We start from the raw sequence: 18,706 nt of genomic DNA, 5'->3' as shown, positions 1-18,706 counted from the left end.
CGAGCCGGATCCGGCCGTGACCACTGAAGCCCGGAGTCAGCAGTAGGATCGGGGCGCCACCACCCCGCCGCCGACCGACGGAGTGACGTTTGCTCGCCATCCTGCTAGCCCATGCTTGTGCCGCCCTGCTCGCACCGCTCGCTGTGCGCGTATGGGGAAGGCGCGGGTTCTACCCGATCGCCCTGGCGCCGCTGGCCGGGCTGGTATGGGTCATCGCGAACTGGAACAGCGACGCCGAGGTCCGGATCGCCTGGGCGCCGGAGATCCACATGAATCTGGATCTGCGTCTGGACAGCCTCGCCTCCATCATGTCGGTGCTGGTCCTGGGCGTGGGCGCGCTGGTTCTGGCCTATTGCGCCGAATATTTCGACGACGACGACCGAGCCCGCCTGGGTATCTTCGCCGGCTATCTGGTGGCCTTCGCCGGGGCCATGTTCGGGCTCGTCGTCAGCGACAACATGCTGGTGCTGTTCACCTTCTGGGAGCTCACCACGGTGCTGTCGTTCCTGCTGGTGGGCCATCACGCCGAACAGAGCACCGGCCGTCGCGCGGCGCTGCAGGCGCTGCTGGTCACGGCCGCGGGCGGCTTGGCGATGCTGGTCGGCCTGGTGCTGCTCGGGCAGCGCTGCGACAGCTATCTGCTCTCCGATGTGGTGGCGCGGGCCGATCCGCACGACTGGTCGACCAATGTCGCGGTGGTGCTGATCCTGATCGGCGCGTTGAGCAAATCGGCGATCGTGCCACTGCACTTCTGGCTGCCCGGCGCGATGATCGCACCCACCCCGGTGAGCGCCTATCTGCACGCCGCCGCGATGGTGAAGGCCGGTATCTACCTGGTGGCGCGACTCGCCCCGGGCCTGTCCGAGGCACCGGTGTGGCATCCGATCGTGCTGACCCTCGGCATCCTGTCGATGCTGCTCGCCGGTCTGCGATCGCTGCAGGTCTACGACCTGAAACTGGTGCTCGCCTTCGGCACCGTGAGCCAGCTCGGATTCCTGCTGGTCCTGGTCGGCACCGGCACCCCGGAGGCGGCGCTGGCCGGTGCGGCGTTGCTGGTCGCGCACGCGCTGTTCAAGGGATGTCTGTTCATGGTGGTCGGCATCGTCGATCACAGCGCCGGCACCCGCGATCTGCGCCGGCTCTCCGGCATCGGGCGGCGCGCGCCGGTCCTGTGCGCGGTCGCGGCGCTCGCCGCGTTGAGCATGGCCGCGATTCCGCCGCTGTTCGGATTCGTCGGAAAGGAAAGCGCTTTCGCCGCCGAACTCGACGCGGGCAATCTGAACCCACCGGTTCGGATCGCCGTCGCGATCGGCATCGTGCTCGGGTCGATGTTCACCGTCGGCTACAGCGCGCGCATGGTCTGGGGCGCGTTCGGTACGAAACGCGCCTCCGAGGGTGTGCCGGAGCCGGAGCCGCCCTGGCATCGCCCGAGTGCGCTGTTCGTGGCGCCGCCGGCCGTGCTGGCCGTGGCCTCGCTGGCCGCGGGTCTCGCCTCGCCCTGGATGGACCGGCTGCTCTCGCCCTACGCCCGCACCCTCGGGCCGCTGAAGGCGCATCTGGGGTTGTGGCACGGCTGGGGCACCCCGCTCACCCTCACCCTGATCGCCATCGCCTGCGGTCTGGTGCTGTTCGAGATCCGCGACCGGATCGGCGAATCGGTGAATCCGCGCCTCGGCAACGCCGACCGGGTCTACGACGCCGTACTGCGCGCGATGGATCAGCTGTCGCTGCGGATGACCGGTGCCACCCAGCGTGGTTCGCTGCCGCTGAATCAGGGGCTGATCCTGATCACGGTCGTGGCGTTGCCGTTGGTCCTGTTGTTCATCGGCGCGCGTTCGCGCATCTCCGTGCGGGCGTGGGATTCCTCACTACAGCTGGTGATCGCGCTGGTGATGGCCGCGATGGCGCTGGGCGCCACCATCATGCGCAACCGCCTCGCCAGCGTGCTGCTCGTCGGGGTCACCGGCTACGGCTGCGGTGTGATCTTCGCCCTGCACGGCGCGCCGGATCTCGCCCTCACCCAGTTCCTGGTCGAGACACTGACGTTGGTGATCTTCGTGCTGGTGCTGCGGAAGTTCTCCGCCGAGATCGAACCCAGCCGCACCGCCGCCCTCAAGGTGCGCCGCGCCATCCTGTCCGCGGCGGTCGGAGCGGCGGTGGTGATCGTGGCGGCCTTCGCCACCGCGGCCCGCAGCACCGAACCGATCTGGCATCGAATCCCGCCCGCCGCATACAGTTTCGGCGGCGGGAAGAACGCGGTGAACGTGCTGCTCGTCGACATCCGGGCGTGGGACACCCTCGGCGAGATCTCGGTGCTGGTGGTCGCGGCCACCGGTGTCGCCTCGCTGATGTTCCGCAGCCGCCGGTTCGGCACCCTGCCGCGCGTCTCCGACGCCCCCGGCTACACCCCCGACCCGGATCGGGCCTACTGGTTGCGCGCCAGTCCGCTCGTCGCCCCGCGGGACCGGTCGATGGTGATGGCGATGACCACCCGGATGCTGTTCCCGACCATGATGGTGCTGTCGGCGTATTTCTTCTTCGCCGGCCACAATGCGCCGGGCGGCGGCTTCGCGGGCGGTCTCACCGCCGGATTGGCCCTGGTCATGCGCTATCTCGCCGGTGGCCGCTACGAGCTGGCCGAGGCGCTGCCGGTCGACGCCGGGCATGTGCTGGGCGCCGGACTGGTGCTGTCGGCGGGCACCGCGACCGGATCGCTGCTGCTGGGCGCGCCACCGCTGTCCTCGGCCATCATCGAGGTCACCCTGCCGGTGCTCGGACATGTCAAATTCGTCACCGCGATGCTGTTCGACCTGGGCGTGTACCTGATCGTGGTGGGTCTGGTCCTGGACGTGCTGCGCAGCCTCGGCGCCCGCCTCGATATCGAATTCCTGGACGGCACAACGTCTTCGACGAAGGGAGGGATGCGATGAGCGCGAATATCACCATGCTGGCCCTGATCGGGATCATGGTCGCCTGCGGGGTGTATCTGGTGCTCGAACGCGCGGTGTCGAAGATGCTGCTGGGGCTGATCCTGTTCGGCAATGCGGTGAACCTGCTGATCCTCACCATGAGCGGTCCGGATGGACGGCCGCCGATCCTCGGCGAATCGGACCGGCGCCATCACGACCCGGCCGATCCGCTCGCGCAGGCGATGATTCTCACCTCGATCGTCATCACGATGGGTTTGGCGGCATTCGTTCTCGCCCTGGCCTATCGGGCCTTCGCGCTGACCACCACGGAACAGGTCGAGGACGACCCCGAGGACGTGAAGGTCGCCGCGCAGCGCGAGGGCGAGGATCCCGAACAATGAGCCTGTCCCCCGGTCTGCTCCCCGCCCTTTGCCCGCTCCCGGTGCTGATCCCGCTGCTCACCGCGGCCGCGACCCTGATCGTCGGTCGCAAAGCGCGCGTGCAGCAGGCGATTTCGATCGCGGCGCTGACGGTGGTGGTCGCGATCTCCGGGGTGCTGCTGTATCTGGCCGACCGCGACGGTATGGGCGCGGTGCAGGTCGGCCGCTGGGAGACGCCGATCGGCATCACACTGGTGGTCGACCGGCTCTCGGCGGGCATGCTGCTGGTGTCGTCGATCGTGCTGCTCGCGGTGTTGATCTTCGCGGTCGGGCAGGGTATCAGCGACGGCACCGAACGCCAGCCCACCTCGATCTTCCAGCCGACGTATCTGATTCTGAGCGCGGGTGTTTCGCTCGCCTTCCTGGCCGGTGACCTGTTCAATCTGTTCGTCGGATTCGAGGTGTTGCTGGCCGCGTCGTTCGTCCTGCTCACGCTGGGCGCGAGCGCCGACCGGGTCCGGGCCGGGGTGTCGTATGTGATGGTGTCGATGGTGTCGTCGCTGATCTTCCTCACCGGCATCGCACTGGCGTACGCGGCGACGGGCACCCTGAATCTGGCCGACATGTCGGTGCGGATGGGCACGGTGCCGCTGGGCGTGCGCAGTGCGATCTGCGCGGTGCTGCTGGTGGCGTTCGGCATCAAGGCCGCGGTGTTCCCGCTGTCGAACTGGTTGCCGGATTCGTATCCGACCGCCCCCGCACCCGTCACCGCGGTCTTCGCGGGTCTGCTGACGAAAGTCGGTGTGTACGCCATCATCCGGGTGCACGCGTTGCTGCTGCCGGCCGGCACCTTCGACAACGTGCTGCTGGTGTGCGGTCTGCTCACCATGGTGATCGGCATCCTGGGTGCGATCGCGCAGAGCGATATCAAACGTCTGCTGTCGTTCACCCTGGTCAGCCATATCGGCTATCTGATGTTCGGGGTGGGGCTGGGTTCGGTCGGCGGCACCACCGGCACGGTTTTCTATGTGGTGCACCACATTCTGGTCCAGACCACCCTGTTCCTGGTGGTGGGCCTGATCGAGCGGCAGGCCGGGTCGGCGTCGCTGAGCCGATTGGGCGGATTGCTGGCGGCGAGTCCGGCACTGGCCCTGCTGTTCGGCATTCCGGCGCTCAATCTCGGTGGTATTCCGCCGTTCTCCGGATATATCGGCAAGGTGCGGCTGTTGCAGGCGGGCGCCGCCGACGGGAGCGTGCTGGCCTGGATGCTGATCGCCGGCGCGGTGACGACCAGCCTGCTCACGCTGTACGTCATGGCGCGGGTGTGGAGTAAAGCGTTCTGGCGCCCGCGCGTACAGGCCCCGGAGGGTGAACTGGCCGATGCCGCCCCCTCGGCGCTGATCGACGAATCCACCGATGTGCTGTTCGACGACCGCGTGGACCCCGGCCGCATGCCCCGGCTGATGGTGGCCCCGACGGCGGCGTTGATCGTGGTCGCGCTCGCGCTGACGGTATTCGCCGGGCCGATCCTGGGCATCTGCCAACGCGCGGCCGAAGATCTCAACGATCCGCACCGATATCTGGGCACCGTGCTCGGCCCGCCGGAGACGTGGCAGTCGGGAGGAAACCGATGACGCGAGAACGACTGGTTCGCATCGGCGTGCTGATCTGGCTGGCCGTCCTCTACACCGCGCTGTGGGGTAATGCCAGTGTCGCCAATCTGCTCGCCGGGCTGGTGGTCGGCATCCTGATCATGGTGCTGCTGCCGCTGCCCCGGGTTCCGGTCAACGGCGGGCTGCGGGTGTTGCCACTGATCGAATTGGTCGTACTCACCGCCTATTACGCGATTGAATCCAGTCTTCAGATCGCGTGGTTCGCGGTGCGGCCCGCCGGTGCGCCGGTCTCGGGGGTGCTGCGGGTGCGACTCGCGATCGACTCGGATCTGGTGATGGTGCTGTGCGCCGATGTGCTCAATCTGATTCCCGGCACGATGGTGCTGGAACTGGATCGGGTGGCCGGGGTCGCGTGGGTGCACGTACTCGATGTCGGCAGCGACGACGCGGTCGAGAAGTTCTACTACATCACCCGCCGGTTGGAAGGCCTGCTGATCAGGTCCTTCGAAGGCAACAAACAGGAGGCGGCGTGAGCGACCATCGCGTAGCGGCTCGCGCCGCCGACCGGGTGCGGGTGTCCCGCAAATTACAGGAGGCAGGTTCATGACCTTTGTCGCGATCGTGGCGGGCATACTCCTGGCGACCGCCGCGGCTTTCACTTCCTTCCGGGTGCTGGCCGGTCCCGGCACCCTGGACCGGGTCGTCGGCATCGATTCGCTGGTCGGCATCGCCGCGGCGGGGTTGGCGGTGTGGGCCGCCTACAGCGACGACACCACGGTGGTGCCGGGCATCGTCGCGCTGTCGCTGGTCGGCTTCCTGGGATCGGCAGCGGTTACGCGTTTCCGGGTGCGGGACGACAAATGAGCGGCATCTTCCATACCGCGCTGATCTGGTTGTCGTACGCGACCATCCTGCTCGGGGCGTTCCTCGCCGCCACCGCCGCGGTCGCGATCGTGCGCTTCCCCGACACCCTCTCGCGCATGCACGCGGCGACGAAACCTCAAGTCGTCGGCCTGGTTCTGATTCTGATCGGTTCGGCGATCCAGCTGCGCGGCCATCCCAACGTCTGGATGTTGGTGCTCGTCGGCCTGTTCACGCTGGTCACCGCGCCGGCTATCGCGCATCTGGTCGGCCGGACGGCCTATCGGGAACAGCGCCACCGCGACGGCCTGCTGCTGATCAACGAGATGGGTGACGAGGACCTCCCCGACGATTGACCGCACCCGCTACACCGCGACCGGTTCGGGCACCTCCGCGGCCGTGCGCGCGAACCAGGTGCGATAGAACGCCGACGCGAATCCGGCGAACAGACCGAGCGCGATGATCCCCGCGGGCAGCGGATATTCGGCCATCCACACCGCCAGATACCGGTAGGCGAGCAGCAATCCGATCAGCAGCGTGAATCCGGCGGCGACCAGCAGTGCGCGCGCCCGGTCCCAGCCGCGCTCGGGGGCGCGCAGCACCGATTCGACGGTCAGGGCCAGCACCGCACCCGCGAGCAGGTCGGCGCCGTAGTGATAGCCGAAACCCAGAGTGGCCGACAGCGTCGCGAGCAACCAGAACGTCCCGGCCCAGCTCACCCAGCGGGGTGCGGGCGCACCGTCGTTGTCGCGGCGGGTGTGCAGGAAAACCGCAGTCGCCCAGGCGGTGTGCATGGAGGGCATGCAGTTGCGCGGCGTGTAGCGGTCGAACGGCATGGGCTTCGGGTGGTAGTCGGTCGGTGGCACCACGTGCGGCCAATAGTCGCCGGCCTGCAGACCGTGCCCATCGGGTCCGTAGGCGAACATCGGCCCGACCACCGGGAAGATCAGGTAGATCACCGGGCCCACCAGGCCCAGCACCAGGAAGGTGCGCACCAGATAGTGCCGGGGCCACACCCCGGTGCGCACCACCTTGCGCAGCTGCCAGACCGCCACCACCATCGCGGCCACCGGCAATTCGATGTAGACCCAATGCAATACGCCGTAGACCACCGGGCCCAGGGCGTCGATCACCCGGCCCATCACCCATGCCGGCTCACCGAAGGCGTGATCGGCCAGCACCAGATAGCGGTCGCGGACCTCCGGCCCGGCCACCACCGTGAAGTGCAGCCACACGTCACCGACCTTGGTGGCGATGATCAGCAGCGATCCCAGCGCCGCCGCGTGCAGGGCGTTGCGTTTGGGCACACCCTCCCAGCCGAGCCAGGCGATCAGCACCACCGCGGTGAGGGCGATGACCGCACCGTTGCCGATGGTCAGCGGGCCGCCGAGAGACACCCGGATCGACGCACAGACGGCATCGACGATCACCGCCACGCCCACGGTGATGAACCGCCACCGCCACGACAACCCGACCAGCGCCAGCGCCAGCCCCGCCCACGGCACGGAGACCGATTTGGGTGTCCCGGCGAAATCCTCCCAGAGGCTGTGCAGCGGGCCCTCGAAGTTGTTGCGCACGGCCACAATCTGCAACACGACCAGCAGCGCCGGCACCGCGGTGACCAGCACCCAGGCCGCGTGGTGCGGCGACAGGTTCCGGAACCGTCCACGGCGAGCGTCACCGAAGCCGGAACGCGGATCATCGAGCAGCACCCGATCATCGTAAACAGGCGATGAACGCCGCCCCTCGCACAGCGGAAACGTCGGCGACGGATGTGATCTTCGCCATTGTCGCGACGGGCCCGGCCGCGACAACCTTTCCGTAAGCGATCACCAGGGGCGCGCTGCCAGAGTTCGAGCCATGTTCACTTGGTATGTCGCACTGCTCGCGATCAGTGGGATCGTCATGATCGCCATGGCGTCGGTGAAGCAGGGGCAGAGCAGCGCGTCACGATCCTTCAACGGCATCTTCGGCGGCATCTTCCTCGGCTACGCCTTCTACCTCGCCTTTCTCTTCGACGGCGGCTCGTACCTGATCTTCTTTCACGCCTTCATCGTTCCGGTGACGATGGTGGTGAACTTCTTCCGCAACCGCACGCCCCGCCCGAAGCTCACCGACACCCAGAAGGCCTGGCGCGAATTCCACCGCTGACCGAAATCGGGCCAGACTGCACGCATGGGTGAATACATCGACGCGGGCGGGTTGCGGACCTACTACGAGGTGCACGGGGACGGTGAGCCGGTGGTGTTGTTGCACGGTGGGCTCGGGACGGCCGAATCGTGGGGACAGCAGGTGGACGAGCTGGCTCGGCACTATCGGGTGTACGTGCCGGAGCGGCGCGGACACGGCAGGACCGCCGATGTGCCCGGGCCGATCACCTATGCGGCGATGGCCGAGGATACGGCCGCCTGGCTGGACGCCATGGCGCTACGCGGTGCCCATCTGATCGGGTGGAGCGACGGGGGCGCGGTGGCGGCGCTGGTTGCCATCGCGCGGCCGGAGCTGGTCGGCAAATTGGTGGTGATCGGCCAGTATTTGTCGCTGGACGGCGAGTGGCCGTCGTCGCGGGCGGCACTGGACGATCTTGCCGAGGATGCCGGCACCCGTGCCATGTTCGAAGGATTGCACGCACCGCTGTCGCCGGACGGCCCGGACCACTTCCCCGTCGTCTACGACAAGATCATGCGAATGTGGCGCGAGGAGCCGGAGATTCCCCTCGGCGACATCGCCCGCATCACCGCACCGACACTCTTCCTGCAGGGTGACGGCGATTGGGTGCGAGTCGAGCACAGCGCACTGCTCGCCCGCACCGTCGCCGATGCGCAGCTGGCCGTCGTTCCCGGCACGTCGCACGCGCTACCGCTGGAAAAGCCCGAGCTGGTGAACCGGTTGCTGCTCGACTTTCTCGCCGACGAGCAGGTCGCCCGCTTCCTGCCGGTCGGACACGAATAGCTGCTGTCCCGAAAGGTGCTGTCGAGGAAGCGATTCGAGGCCACTGGTTGGTCAGCGTCGGGCGGATACCAGGTCGGGAGCGAACGAATTCAGCCCCATCCCTTTGTATTTCGAGACCAGCTTGCGATAGCGGCGCCGGTTGCGCGCCAAGGCGGTATCGGTCACCGCGGCCGGCAGCGCGTGGTAGGCCAGGCGCAGTACCGTTGCGAGGGCGCGGAATTCGCGCTCCTGCCGCGGAGTCCACGGGTACGGCATGAGCTCGCGCACCTGGGGATGCATGATCCCGCAACCCAGCACGATGATCACGTGCCGGATGAACGGCGCGACCATCCGCCACAGCGGCTCGGCGAGCGGCGGCAGGAAGTCCGGCCGCGGCGCCGCGTCGATCGCGCCGGTGGCCGCGGTCAGCGTGGGAGTGCGCCGCAATTGCTCGGCGACCACGCGGTTGTAGTGCTCGACCATCTCGCGGTAGTCGGCGATCGGCACGGACCGGCCGGGAAGGTGCAGCGGCGCGGTGCTCGCCCGGAAAGCGTCCCAGATCGCCTGGTCGTCGGCGGCCGTCGGCCGATCGCCGGTGACCGTCCGATACGCGTGGTACTGAACGAAGAAGGCGGAGTAGAGGATCCAGTTCCACGATTCCGGCGCCAGCGCCGAATACCGCACGCCGTCGGCGCCGACTCCCTTCACATCGCGATGCAGTCGCAAGAGCCGGTCGGCCTCGGCCAGCCGGTCGGCCTCCTCCGCCTGGTACAGGATCTGATCGGCCGCCGCGGTACGCCGCGCCCGCCCCCACGGCTCGTCGCGAACCCGGCCGGTGACCTCCAGCGCGGCCGAGACGGCGGGCAGCATGGTCTGGTCGTACAGGCCGACACCGAAGAGTCCGAGGAAAACCGACCCGGCCACCCGCTCGAACCGCCGCACCGCGGCCGCCGACGCATCGGCGTGTGCGCGAGTCGTCGCGGCATCACCGGCCGAGCGCGCCGGCTCCCGCGTCGGCGCCTCATGAGACACGGGGCAGGACATCACAGAACTCCCTTGTTCCGATTAGTGTGGTGCCACGCGGCACCACAAATGGTTCTGGTGTCAGAGTGCACCAAAAGAGGGCGGTGGTCAAGATCATGAATGCGGATGCGGAGTCCCGAGGTCGCGCCGTGCGCGCCTACGGCGGGATCAGCGCGGCCGAACGCCGGGAACGGCGGCGCACCGCCCTGCTCGACGCGGCATTGGACCTGCTCGCAGAGGGCGGCGCGAATGCGGTGACCAAGCGCGCGGTCTGCGCCCGTGCCCGCCTGAACGACCGGTACTTCTACGAACATTTCGCCGATCGCGACGTCCTGGTCCAGGCCCTGGCCGGGCAGCTCACCGCCGACGGCATCGCGGCCGTGATCTCGGCCACGCTGGCCGCGGGACCGGATCTGCACGAACAGGTCCGTGCCGCCGCCGACGCCGCGCTCGGATTCCTCGCCGCGGACCCGCGACGCCAAGCGCTGGTGCTGGCATCCCATTCCGATGCCGCATTGCAGAGCGGCCGGCTCAGCACTCAGCGCGATATCGCGGCCGCCATGGCCGCGGTGGTGCGGGAACTACGCCCGCCCGACCCGGCCGCCGCCCCGCTCGACCTGGATATGACCGCCTATGCCGTCGTCAGCGGCACGCTGGAACTGGTAGCGGCGTGGATTCGTGGCGAATTCCGCGCCACCCGTACCCATCTCACCGAATTGATCGCCGCCCTGCTGCTGGCCGGCACCGCCATCACCCCGGCCGCGCCGGAGGACCGCTGACTCAGCTGTTCAATTCCTTGACCAGCGCGTCCACCACCGCGACCAGATCGCCCTGCGCGGCCGCCGCCACTCGTCGCTGCCGCTGATACGACGCCCCGCGTTCGACGATATCGGGCACCCGCGCGAGCTCGTTCTCGCACTGCAGCAGTTTCGCGGTGGGCTGCAACCGATCCAGCAGATCCATCAGATCGTCGGTGACCAGCCGCTCGTTGCTGTCGGAGTCGGTGATGATGATCGCGTCCAGGCCGTACCGCGCTGCGCGCCACTTGTTCTCCTGCACATGCCACGGCGGCAGGGTGGGCATGGTCTCCCCCGCCTCCACCCTGCGATCCAGATCCACGATCAGGCAGTGGATCAGGGCGACGAGCGCGGAAAGTTCGAAGCGACTGGGGATGCCGTCGCAGACGCGGACCTCGATGGTCCCCCATTTCGGCGCGGGGCGGATATCCCAGTGCATCCCGCCGAGTTGTTCGAACACACCGGTTTTCATCTGGTCGTGCACGAAAGACTCGAACTGCGACCAGTTCTCGAACTGGAACGGCAAGCCGGCGGTCGGCAGCTGCTGGAACATCAGCGCGCGATTGCTCGCGTACCCGGTATCGATGCCGGCCCACATCGGTGAGGACGCCGACAGCGCCAGCAGATGCGGATACGAGAGCAGCAGCGTGTTGAGAATCGGAAAGACCTTCTCCGGGTGCGAGACTCCCACGTGCACGTGCACGCCCCAGATCAGCATCTGGCGGCCCCACCACTGGGTGCGGCTGATCAGCTCGTCGTAATGCTCGGAGCGAGTCAGCTGTTGCGTCGACCACTGGGCGAACGGATGGGTGCCCGCGCAGAACAGGTCCACACCGACGCGGTCGGCGGCCGCGCGCACGGTGTCCATCGTGGCGTGCATCTCGTCGACCACCTCGCCGACGGTGTCGTGGACACCGCTGACGAGTTCGACCGTATTCTTCAGCAGTTCCTTGGTGACATGCGGCGGGCCGTTGGGCGCCCGCAGATCACCGACCTGATCGAAGACCGCGGCGGCCGTATTGGAGAGATTGCGCGTCTGCTTGTCGACGAGCGCGATCTCCCATTCGACGCCCAGCGTCGGGCGGGGCGAGCCGTTCCAGGGAACCGTTCGAGAGCCAGCCCCACCCATGACGAATCCGCTCTTACCCGATGACGCCGCAGGCGACCCGGCCGCCCGCGTCGCCGGTTGCCAGAGTCTCGGCATCGGGTCCGGGCGCGCCACCGTTGGCCTGCAGGTAGCGGTTCGGGATGTTGCCGAAGTTGTCGGCGCCGGCGTGGATCATCAGCGCCTTGCCCTTGACCTGGTCCAGCGTCACGGAGTCGGTGGTGGTCACCAGCTTCGCGGTGCCGTCCTTACCGACCTCGAGCGAGGTCAGATCGCCGCTGGAGGGACGGGCGTTCGACTCGCCCACCTGGAGGTGGCCACCGGCGGAGAGGAAGTTGCCCGGCGCGCCGCCGGACGGGGCGGTGGAGTTCGGCTCGCACTTGCCGTTCTGGTGGATGTGCAGGCCGTGGAAGCCCGGCTGCAGGCCGTGCGCGTCGACGGTGATCTGCAGCTTGTCGCCGGACTTGGCGATGGTGGCGGTGCCGACCTGCGCGCCGGAGGGGTCCTTCAACTGCACCGAGACCGAATCGCCGGAGGGCGGGTTCTGCTCGGCGCCGGTGCCGGAGTTCTCCGCCGGACCGGCGCTACCGGTCCATACCGGCGGGGTGGTCCCCTTGACGTCGCTCGACTCCTGGCTGTTGCTGCACGCGACCAGGCCGAAAGCCGCGATCGCCAGCATCGGGGTCACAGTCCGCCAGGAGGGGCGACGGGTTGCGGAGGGGGCCATCGGAGAACTCCTTTACGAGTACCGAGTTTACGAGTAGTGCTGGTTGAACAGATTCCTTACCGGACAAGATCTTGCCAGAGCCGTTATGCACCGCACTGGTGGGGCTCGGTTGGGTTCTAGTTACCGGTGACGATGACGATGACGCCCGGCGGCGAGTCCGCGATTCCGGCGAAACGCGGCTCGGCCGATACTCCCAGTTCATTCGCGATCGCCTGGGCGGTTTCCCGCTCGTGCGGGGAATTTCCGTAATAGACAGTTGTTTTCGCGATCACACCGCCGGGATAGTTGCCGGTCTCGGTGACGTCGAAGCCCGCCGCGGTGAGCTGGCTCCCAGTGCGGGAGGCCAGGCCGGCGACGGTGCTGTTGTTCAGCACCCGGACCGGGACGGTCTTGTCCACACCGGCCGTCGTGCTGGTCGCCGCCGCGGTGGTCGTGGTGAGCGTGCTCGTCGGCGCCGCGGTGGTCGTGGCCGCCGTCGTGGTGGCGGCGGCGCGGGTGGTGGTGACCGGCGCGGCCGTCGTTTCGGTGTCCGACGAGGTCTCCGCGGCAGCGGAATCGGAACTCGAGTTCGACAGCGCCATCGCGCCGAGGCCCGCGAAGACGATGGCCAGCGCGATCAGCACCATCGCGAGTGCTCGCAGCGGCGGTCCACCGGAGGGCGGATTCGGGTTGCTCACGGTGTCGACCCTAGTCGCAGGGATGAGCGTGCGCGCGCATCGGACATCGGCCGATCAGACCTGAAAGCCCAGCCGCCGCGCCGCCCGCGATTTCTGCCGGCTGGCCCGCAACCGGCGCAGCCGTTTCACCAGCATGGGATCGGCGGCCAGCGCCTCGGGCTTGTCGACGACGGCGTTGAGGACCTGGTAGTAACGGGTGGCGGACATGGCGAACAGCTCCCGGATGGCTTCTTCCTTGGCACCGGCGTACTTCCACCACTTGCGCTCGAAATCGAGGATGTCGAGTTCGCGACGGGTGAGACCGTCGACCGCCGCCCCCTCGGGGGCGCCCTCGACCGCCGCGCCGGAGGCGCCTTCGACCACTGCCACGATCTCTTCGCTCGCGGAGCTGTCCTCGCTTGCGGATAGATTCCGGGCCGCTGCGCTGTCCATATCGCTCCCTCGCCGAATCAACAACGGACGACAGTCGTCGTCATTCAACCACGCGGCACACCCGTTCACCGAGGCGTCGTACGGCGTGTCGGGCCGTACACGCGGCGCCGCGTAAAGTGTGCCACCATGGCGATTCTCCCGATCCGCATCGTCGGCGATCCGGTGCTGCACAACCCGACCCGGCAGGTGTCGCAGTCGCCGGACGAGCTCGCCGGCCTGATCGCGGACATGTACGAAACCCTCGATGCCGCCAACGGAGTCGGGCTGGCCGCCAATCAGGTCGGTGAATCGCTGCGCCTGTTCGTCTACGACTGCCCCGACGTGCAGCCCGACGGTTCGGTGCAGCGGCGGCGCGGCGCGGTGATCAACCCGGTGCTGGAAACCTCCGAGATCCCCGAAACCATGCCCGATCCCGACGACGACGAGGAGGGCTGCCTCTCCGTTCCGGGTGAGCAGTTCCCCACCGGCCGCGCCGACTGGGCGCGGGTCACCGGCACCGACGAACACGGCGAGCCGGTCACCATCGAGGGCAAGGGTTTCTTCGCCCGCATGCTCCAGCACGAGGTCGGCCACCTCGACGGCTTCCTCTATGTGGATGTGCTGATCGGCCGCAACGCCCGCGCCGCGAAGAAGGCGATCAAGCGCAACGGCTGGGGCACACCGGGTCTGAGCTGGGTGCCGGGCGAGGTGCCGGATCCGTTCGGGCATGACGACTGACCGTCCCGATATCCCGCTCGGGCGCCGCGTGGTGGTGCGGTACCGCCTGCCCGAGGGTTATCCGCAGCAGTTCACGGATGTGATCGGCGAACTCGTCGCACCGGATCCGGTGCAGGTCCGCACCGCCGACGGCACCACGGTAACCATCGCACCCGATCGGGTGGTGGCGATGAAAGCATTGGGGCCGCGCCCGATCCGGATCGGTGAGATCCGCGCGCTGGAAGCGGCGGCGATCGACGGGTGGCCCGGACTCGAGCGGGCCTGGTTCGACGGCTGGTTGTGCAGTGCCGGCAACGGATACAGCCATCGCGCGAATTCCGCTGTGCCACTGGGCGAATCCGGTCGCAACGCCGCCCTCGACATGCGCACGCTGCAACGCATCGGCGAGTGGTACACCGAACACGGTCTGCCGCTGCAGCTTCGGCTCCCCGACCGCCTGGCGCCGGTGCCGCCGGGCTGGCGCACCTGGGGCGAGACGAGGGTGCTCGGCATCGATATCGCCACTTTCGTACTGCCGCAGGGTCCGTCGATGGTCCGCATCGACGAGCGGCCGCACCCGGCCTGGCTGGAACTGCACCGGCACCGCGGGGAGGACACCGTCGACGTGGCCGCGCCGCTGCCCGATACCGACGTGCTCACCGCGGTTTGCGACGGTGAACTCGGTTTCGCCGCGCTGGGCCTGCCGACTCCGCTGGCGATCGGCCGCGGCGCCCTGACCACCGCCCCCGACGGCCGACACTGGATCGGCCTGAGTTGTCTCGCGGTCGCCGCACCCCACCGCCGCCACGGCCTGGGCACCCTCGTCTGCGCCGAACTGATCAACTGGGGCTACAAACGCGGCGCCACCCACGCCTACGTCCAGGTGGAGGTGAACAACGACGCCGCCCTCGCGATGTACCGGGAGATGGGCTTCGTCGACCATCACACCTACCGCTACGCCGCTCCGGACCCCGAGGCGGGCCGCCACCGCCGCGAGTGAACCCGCCGACTAACCTCGTTTCATGCGGTTGGCCACCTGGAATGTGAATTCGATTCGATCCCGAGTGGATCGGGTCGTGTCGTGGCTGGACCGCGCCGATATCGATGTGCTGGCCATCCAGGAAACCAAATGCCGCGACGACCAGTTCCCGGCCGAGCGGTTCGAAGAGGCCGGCTACGAGGTCGTGCACACCGGCTTCAGTCAGTGGAACGGGGTGGCGATCGCCTCCCGGGTGGGCATCGACGAGGTCGAGGTCACCTTCCCCGGCCAGCCCGGATTCGACAAGGACGCCGGGGCCTCGCTGATCAGCGCGCCGGTGGTGGAGGCACGGGCGATCGGCGCCACCTGCGGTGGCGTCCGGGTGTGGAGTTTGTACGTACCCAACGGGCGCACACTGACCGATCCGCACTACACCTACAAGCTGGAATGGCTTGCGGCCCTGCGTGATTCCGGCGCGGCCTGGTTGGGGGCCGACCCGTCGGCGCAGATCGCGCTGTGCGGCGACTGGAATATCGCACCCACCGACGACGACGTGTGGTCGCCGGAATTCTTCGCGCACAAGACGCACACCTCGGCGCCGGAGCGAGCCGCGTTCGACGCCGTCGTGGCGGCGGGATTCACCGATGTGATGCGCCCGTTCGCCCCCGGTCCGGGTGTCTACACCTACTGGGACTACACCCAGCTGCGCTTTCCGCGCAAGGAGGGCATGCGCATCGATTTCGTCCTCGCCTCACCCGCGCTGAGCGCCCGCGCCGTCGATGCCGGGGTCGATCGCGAGGAACGAAAGGGTAAGGGCGCCAGCGATCATGCGCCCGTGGTGGTCGAATTCTCGGACTCTCCGGCGCTTTCGGAGCGGCCGGGACCGGAGGTCAGCTCTGCCGGGTCTTGATGGCGTCGTGGGAGATGTAGACGTCGTAACTGCCGGGCATCGCGATCACCGCGTTGCCGTAGGCCGAGCGGATGAACGGTTCGGTGTACCAGCTGTGCTCGCGCATATCGGTGAAGAAGTCTCCGTCGCCGCCATTGAGCATGGTCTGGTGCTGACTCACCGCGGCACCGTCGAGCCGCTGACCGTAGAGCCGGGTCACCTTGTAGCCGGAATGGAATCCGAGCGCGTTGACCCACGGCTCCAATTCCACGATATCGGCCTGTAGCACCCACAGATCACCCTCGATCCGATAGGTCTGATGCGTCTCGTCGTGATGGCCGTCGCCGTAGAGGGTGAGCTCGATATCGAGGGTATGCTCTTTGCCCGCAACGCTTTTCGCGACGACGTGCGCGGCCTTCACCTCACCGGTCAGCCCGAGGTAGGTCTGCAGCAGGGTCACCGCCCACAGCAGGACGACCGCCACCAGCAGCACCACCAGCCCACTCGCGCCGCGCCCGATATGGCTGCGCCAGCCCGCCTTCCGGGCGCGCAGGACGGCCGTGACCAGCATCGCGATCGCGACGACGAAGAGCACCGCCAGCAATGCCTGGATCCAGCCGAAGGCCATCGGGAACACCATGCCGACAGTTGTACCCGCATTCGGGTACCGCACGCGGGCGAGTCGGACACGAATACGCCACGGCCGGCCGGGAAATCCCGGCCGGCCGTGTGCGCGGTGTGGGCTTCGAGCCTAGAAGGCGCCCTCCTCCAGCTGCATGATGTCGGTATCGAGGTTTTCCACCACGGCCCGCACACCACTCAGCAGCGGCAGCTGGTTCTTGGCGAACCACGATGCGACGCCGACCTTTCCGGCGTAGAACAGCCGATCCTTCTCCGCCGGCTGTCCCGCCAGCGCGGCCTGCGCGACCTGCGCCTGGGCCAGCAGCCGCCAGCCGATGACGAGATCGCCCACGGCGTGCAGGAAGCGCACGGAACCGAGTCCGACCTTGTAGATCTCCTCCGGCGTCTGCGCCGCGGCCACCAGATAGCCGGTGAGCGCGGTCGCCATCGCCTGCACATCCGCGAGCGCGGCGCCCAGCAGCGTCTTCTCCGCCTTCAGGGTGTCGGGCTCGCTCTCGACGAACTGCTGCACCAGTCCGGCGACATGGGCGAGCGCCACGCCCTTGTCGCGAACGATCTTGCGGAAGAAGAAGTCCTGCGCCTGGATCGCGGTCGTACCCTCGTACAGCGAGTCGATCTTCACGTCGCGGATGTACTGCTCGATCGGGTAGTCCTGCAGATATCCCGAGCCACCGAAGGTCTGCAGCGACTCGGTGAGGGTTTCGTACGCCCGTTCCGAGGCGACGCCCTTGACGATCGGCAGCAGCAGGTCGTTGACCCGCGCCGCGGTATCGGGGTCGGCGCCGAAATTCGCCTGTGCCACATCGTCGTTCTGATACGACGCGCAATACAGATACAGCGCCCGCAGGCCCTCGGCATAGGACTTCTGCAGCGCCAGGCTGCGCCGGACGTCCGGGTGGTGGGTGATGGTGACGCGCGGAGCGGTCTTGTCGGCCATCTGGGTCAGATCGGCGCCCTGCACGCGAGACTTCGCGTACTCCAGCGCGTTCAGGTATCCGGTGGACAGGGTTCCCGCCGACAGCACGCCGACCATCATGCGAGCGTTCTCGATGACCTTGAACATCTGGGCGATGCCGTTGTGCACGTCGCCGACCAGGTAACCGATCGCGGGCTTGTCGCCACCGTAGGTCAGCTCACAGGTCGGCGAGGACTTGATGCCCATCTTGTGTTCGAGGTTGGTCACCAGCACGCCGTTGCGCTCGCCCAATTCCATTGTCTGCGAATCGAACAGGTACTTCGGCACCACGAACAGCGACAGGCCCTTGGTACCCGGGCCGGCGCCCTCGGGCCGCGCCAGGGTGAGGTGGAAGATGTTGTCGGCGGTGTCGCCGACGTCACCACCGGAGATGAAGCGCTTCACCCCTTCGATGTGCCAGGTCCCGTCGGGCTGCGAAACGGCCTTGGTGCGGCCCATGCCGACATCGGATCCGGCGTCGGGTTCGGTGAGGACCATCGTTCCGCCCCAGCGGTTTTCCCAGGCGTGCTCGGCCCACCGCCGCTGTTCCTCGGTGCCCTCGCGGTACAGCACCTGGTGCATGAGCGGGCCCATATTGAAGAAGCTGGCCGAATTGTTCGCCGCCACAAGCATTTCCTGGATGGCCCAGATCAGCGGCGACGGGGCGTCGACACCGCCCATGTCCTCGGGCATACCCAGTCCGGACCAGCCGGCCTCGTTGACCGCCGCGACCGTCTTGCGCAGCGGGTCCGGCACTATGACCTCGTGCTCGGCCGCGTCGAACGAGATCGGATTGCGATCGGCGTCGACGAACGACTCGGCTACCGGCCCCTCCGCCAACCGCTGCACCTCGGTGAGCATTCCGCGTGCGGTTTCGGTATCCAGATCGCCGTACGCGCCGGCCTCCAGCAGCGCACCGATTCCCAACACCTCGAACAAGTTGAACTCGATATCCCGAAGGTTCGCCTTGTAGTGCGACACGCTCAGGGCCTCCTCGCCATCGTCGATTGTTCTCCGTCGGAGGTTGCCGTACCCGCGTTCACTTACGCAACCGTAACCGGCCGAGACTAGAGAATTCGGGGTAACTTAT

General features: G+C 67.7%; 20 protein-coding genes. 12 read left to right on the top strand and 8 right to left on the bottom strand.

From position 1 onward, the window contains the following. Positions 1–89: 89 nt before the first annotated feature. From A5780_RS34910 to mnhG, 6 genes are all read left to right on the top strand, one after another. Positions 90–2,930, top strand: coding sequence for a Na+/H+ antiporter subunit A (locus tag A5780_RS34910; RefSeq protein ID WP_064911179.1), 2,841 nt, complete (start codon positions 90–92; stop codon positions 2,928–2,930). Further along, positions 2,927–3,310 carry a Na(+)/H(+) antiporter subunit C gene (locus A5780_RS34905; protein WP_063015225.1) on the top strand — a complete coding sequence of 128 codons (384 nt, stop codon included), beginning with the start codon at positions 2,927–2,929 and terminating at the stop codon, positions 3,308–3,310. Before A5780_RS34910 ends, A5780_RS34905 begins: the two co-directional genes overlap by 4 nt. Next, positions 3,307–4,923 carry a Na+/H+ antiporter subunit D gene (locus tag A5780_RS34900; protein ID WP_030516576.1) on the top strand — a complete coding sequence of 539 codons (1,617 nt, stop codon included), beginning with the start codon at positions 3,307–3,309 and terminating at the stop codon, positions 4,921–4,923. The genes A5780_RS34905 and A5780_RS34900 overlap by 4 nt, the downstream gene beginning before the upstream one ends. Next, positions 4,920–5,435 (top strand): Na+/H+ antiporter subunit E, encoded by a 516-nt coding sequence (locus A5780_RS34895; RefSeq protein ID WP_030516577.1) that lies wholly within the window; start codon positions 4,920–4,922, stop codon positions 5,433–5,435. Before A5780_RS34900 ends, A5780_RS34895 begins: the two co-directional genes overlap by 4 nt. A gap of 70 nt (positions 5,436–5,505) precedes the next feature. After that, the gene (locus A5780_RS34890) at positions 5,506–5,766 is read left to right on the top strand and encodes a monovalent cation/H+ antiporter complex subunit F (RefSeq protein ID WP_063015226.1); all 261 of its coding nucleotides are present in this window, start codon (positions 5,506–5,508) and stop codon (positions 5,764–5,766) included. Then, on the top strand, positions 5,763–6,119 hold the full coding sequence (gene mnhG, locus A5780_RS34885; RefSeq protein ID WP_030516579.1) for a monovalent cation/H(+) antiporter subunit G: 357 nt from the start codon (positions 5,763–5,765) through the stop codon (positions 6,117–6,119). Before A5780_RS34890 ends, mnhG begins: the two co-directional genes overlap by 4 nt. A gap of 9 nt (positions 6,120–6,128) precedes the next feature. Here mnhG and A5780_RS34880 read toward each other — a convergent pair whose 3' ends face one another. After that, on the bottom strand, positions 6,129–7,415 hold the full coding sequence (locus A5780_RS34880; RefSeq protein ID WP_231983196.1) for a phosphatase PAP2 family protein: 1,287 nt from the start codon (positions 7,413–7,415) through the stop codon (positions 6,129–6,131). A gap of 208 nt (positions 7,416–7,623) precedes the next feature. Here A5780_RS34880 and A5780_RS34875 point away from each other — a divergent pair, with 208 nt between their 5' ends. Together A5780_RS34875 and A5780_RS34870 are read left to right on the top strand one after the other, a co-directional pair. Then, positions 7,624–7,914, top strand: coding sequence for a hypothetical protein (locus tag A5780_RS34875; RefSeq protein ID WP_030516580.1), 291 nt, complete (start codon positions 7,624–7,626; stop codon positions 7,912–7,914). 24 nt (positions 7,915–7,938) lie between these two features. Continuing rightward, a complete protein-coding gene (locus A5780_RS34870) occupies positions 7,939–8,715 on the top strand; it encodes an alpha/beta fold hydrolase (protein ID WP_063015227.1) in 777 nt (258 codons plus the stop codon). 51 nt (positions 8,716–8,766) lie between these two features. Here A5780_RS34870 and A5780_RS34865 read toward each other — a convergent pair whose 3' ends face one another. Continuing rightward, positions 8,767–9,738: an oxygenase MpaB family protein gene (locus tag A5780_RS34865; protein ID WP_082857078.1), complete on the bottom strand. Its 972-nt coding sequence runs from the start codon at positions 9,736–9,738 to the stop codon at positions 8,767–8,769. 65 nt (positions 9,739–9,803) lie between these two features. Here A5780_RS34865 and A5780_RS34860 point away from each other — a divergent pair, with 65 nt between their 5' ends. Continuing rightward, entirely contained in the window at positions 9,804–10,496 is a 693-nt protein-coding gene (locus tag A5780_RS34860) for a TetR/AcrR family transcriptional regulator (protein WP_146101055.1), read from the top strand. A 1-nt stretch (position 10,497) separates the two neighbouring features. Here the strand turns inward: A5780_RS34860 and A5780_RS34855 are convergent, their stop codons facing one another. The 4 genes from A5780_RS34855 to A5780_RS34840 form a co-directional block, all read right to left on the bottom strand. Then, positions 10,498–11,643, bottom strand: coding sequence for a glutamate--cysteine ligase (locus A5780_RS34855; protein WP_030516584.1), 1,146 nt, complete (start codon positions 11,641–11,643; stop codon positions 10,498–10,500). A gap of 13 nt (positions 11,644–11,656) precedes the next feature. Continuing rightward, the gene (locus tag A5780_RS34850; protein WP_064911178.1) at positions 11,657–12,346 is read right to left on the bottom strand and encodes a superoxide dismutase family protein; all 690 of its coding nucleotides are present in this window, start codon (positions 12,344–12,346) and stop codon (positions 11,657–11,659) included. A 116-nt stretch (positions 12,347–12,462) separates the two neighbouring features. Beyond that, positions 12,463–13,023: a LytR C-terminal domain-containing protein gene (locus A5780_RS34845; protein ID WP_063015229.1), complete on the bottom strand. Its 561-nt coding sequence runs from the start codon at positions 13,021–13,023 to the stop codon at positions 12,463–12,465. A gap of 54 nt (positions 13,024–13,077) precedes the next feature. After that, positions 13,078–13,455 carry a DUF3263 domain-containing protein gene (locus A5780_RS34840; protein ID WP_063015230.1) on the bottom strand — a complete coding sequence of 126 codons (378 nt, stop codon included), beginning with the start codon at positions 13,453–13,455 and terminating at the stop codon, positions 13,078–13,080. A gap of 126 nt (positions 13,456–13,581) precedes the next feature. Here A5780_RS34840 and A5780_RS34835 point away from each other — a divergent pair, with 126 nt between their 5' ends. Genes A5780_RS34835 through A5780_RS34825 form a run of 3 tightly spaced genes read left to right on the top strand, consistent with a single transcriptional unit; the run spans position 13,582 to position 16,040 of the window. Then, the gene (locus tag A5780_RS34835; RefSeq protein ID WP_063015231.1) at positions 13,582–14,172 is read left to right on the top strand and encodes a peptide deformylase; all 591 of its coding nucleotides are present in this window, start codon (positions 13,582–13,584) and stop codon (positions 14,170–14,172) included. Next, positions 14,162–15,151, top strand: coding sequence for a GNAT family N-acetyltransferase (locus A5780_RS34830; RefSeq protein WP_063015232.1), 990 nt, complete (start codon positions 14,162–14,164; stop codon positions 15,149–15,151). Before A5780_RS34835 ends, A5780_RS34830 begins: the two co-directional genes overlap by 11 nt. A gap of 22 nt (positions 15,152–15,173) precedes the next feature. Further along, entirely contained in the window at positions 15,174–16,040 is an 867-nt protein-coding gene (locus tag A5780_RS34825) for an exodeoxyribonuclease III (protein ID WP_063015233.1), read from the top strand. On the opposite strand, the gene A5780_RS34820 is transcribed toward A5780_RS34825, so the two are convergent. Both A5780_RS34820 and A5780_RS34815 read right to left on the bottom strand, forming a co-directional pair. Then, a complete protein-coding gene (locus tag A5780_RS34820) occupies positions 16,021–16,659 on the bottom strand; it encodes a hypothetical protein (protein WP_064911177.1) in 639 nt (212 codons plus the stop codon). The genes A5780_RS34825 and A5780_RS34820 overlap by 20 nt on opposite strands. Positions 16,660–16,770: 111 nt before the next feature. Beyond that, entirely contained in the window at positions 16,771–18,597 is a 1,827-nt protein-coding gene (locus A5780_RS34815) for an acyl-CoA dehydrogenase (protein ID WP_064902973.1), read from the bottom strand. Between the last annotated feature and the right edge of the window lie 109 nt (positions 18,598–18,706).

Source organism: Nocardia sp. 852002-20019_SCH5090214 (assembly GCF_001665865.1).
GTDB lineage: Bacteria > Actinomycetota > Actinomycetes > Mycobacteriales > Mycobacteriaceae > Nocardia > Nocardia nova.
The sequence above is the reverse complement of the archived record's forward strand: the minus strand, read 5'-3'. Positions and strand labels throughout refer to the sequence as shown.

Bases quoted from the DNA above. Each gene is read 5' to 3' on its own strand.
- A5780_RS34875 (WP_030516580.1), top strand. From the start codon at position 7,624: ATGTTCACTTGGTATGTCGCACTGCTCGCGATCAGTGGGATCGTCATG.
- A5780_RS34905 (WP_063015225.1), top strand. From the start codon at position 2,927: ATGAGCGCGAATATCACCATGCTGGCCCTGATCGGGATCATGGTCGCC.
- A5780_RS34855 (WP_030516584.1), bottom strand. From the start codon at position 11,643: ATGGGTGGGGCTGGCTCTCGAACGGTTCCCTGGAACGGCTCGCCCCGC.
- A5780_RS34890 (WP_063015226.1), top strand. From the start codon at position 5,506: ATGACCTTTGTCGCGATCGTGGCGGGCATACTCCTGGCGACCGCCGCG.
- A5780_RS34870 (WP_063015227.1), top strand. From the start codon at position 7,939: ATGGGTGAATACATCGACGCGGGCGGGTTGCGGACCTACTACGAGGTG.
- A5780_RS34850 (WP_064911178.1), bottom strand. From the start codon at position 12,346: ATGGCCCCCTCCGCAACCCGTCGCCCCTCCTGGCGGACTGTGACCCCG.
- A5780_RS34820 (WP_064911177.1), bottom strand. From the start codon at position 16,659: ATGGTGTTCCCGATGGCCTTCGGCTGGATCCAGGCATTGCTGGCGGTG.
- A5780_RS34835 (WP_063015231.1), top strand. From the start codon at position 13,582: ATGGCGATTCTCCCGATCCGCATCGTCGGCGATCCGGTGCTGCACAAC.
- A5780_RS34825 (WP_063015233.1), top strand. From the start codon at position 15,174: ATGCGGTTGGCCACCTGGAATGTGAATTCGATTCGATCCCGAGTGGAT.
- A5780_RS34865 (WP_082857078.1), bottom strand. From the start codon at position 9,738: ATGTCCTGCCCCGTGTCTCATGAGGCGCCGACGCGGGAGCCGGCGCGC.
- A5780_RS34830 (WP_063015232.1), top strand. From the start codon at position 14,162: ATGACGACTGACCGTCCCGATATCCCGCTCGGGCGCCGCGTGGTGGTG.
- A5780_RS34900 (WP_030516576.1), top strand. From the start codon at position 3,307: ATGAGCCTGTCCCCCGGTCTGCTCCCCGCCCTTTGCCCGCTCCCGGTG.
- A5780_RS34895 (WP_030516577.1), top strand. From the start codon at position 4,920: ATGACGCGAGAACGACTGGTTCGCATCGGCGTGCTGATCTGGCTGGCC.
- A5780_RS34840 (WP_063015230.1), bottom strand. From the start codon at position 13,455: ATGGACAGCGCAGCGGCCCGGAATCTATCCGCAAGCGAGGACAGCTCC.
- mnhG (WP_030516579.1), top strand. From the start codon at position 5,763: ATGAGCGGCATCTTCCATACCGCGCTGATCTGGTTGTCGTACGCGACC.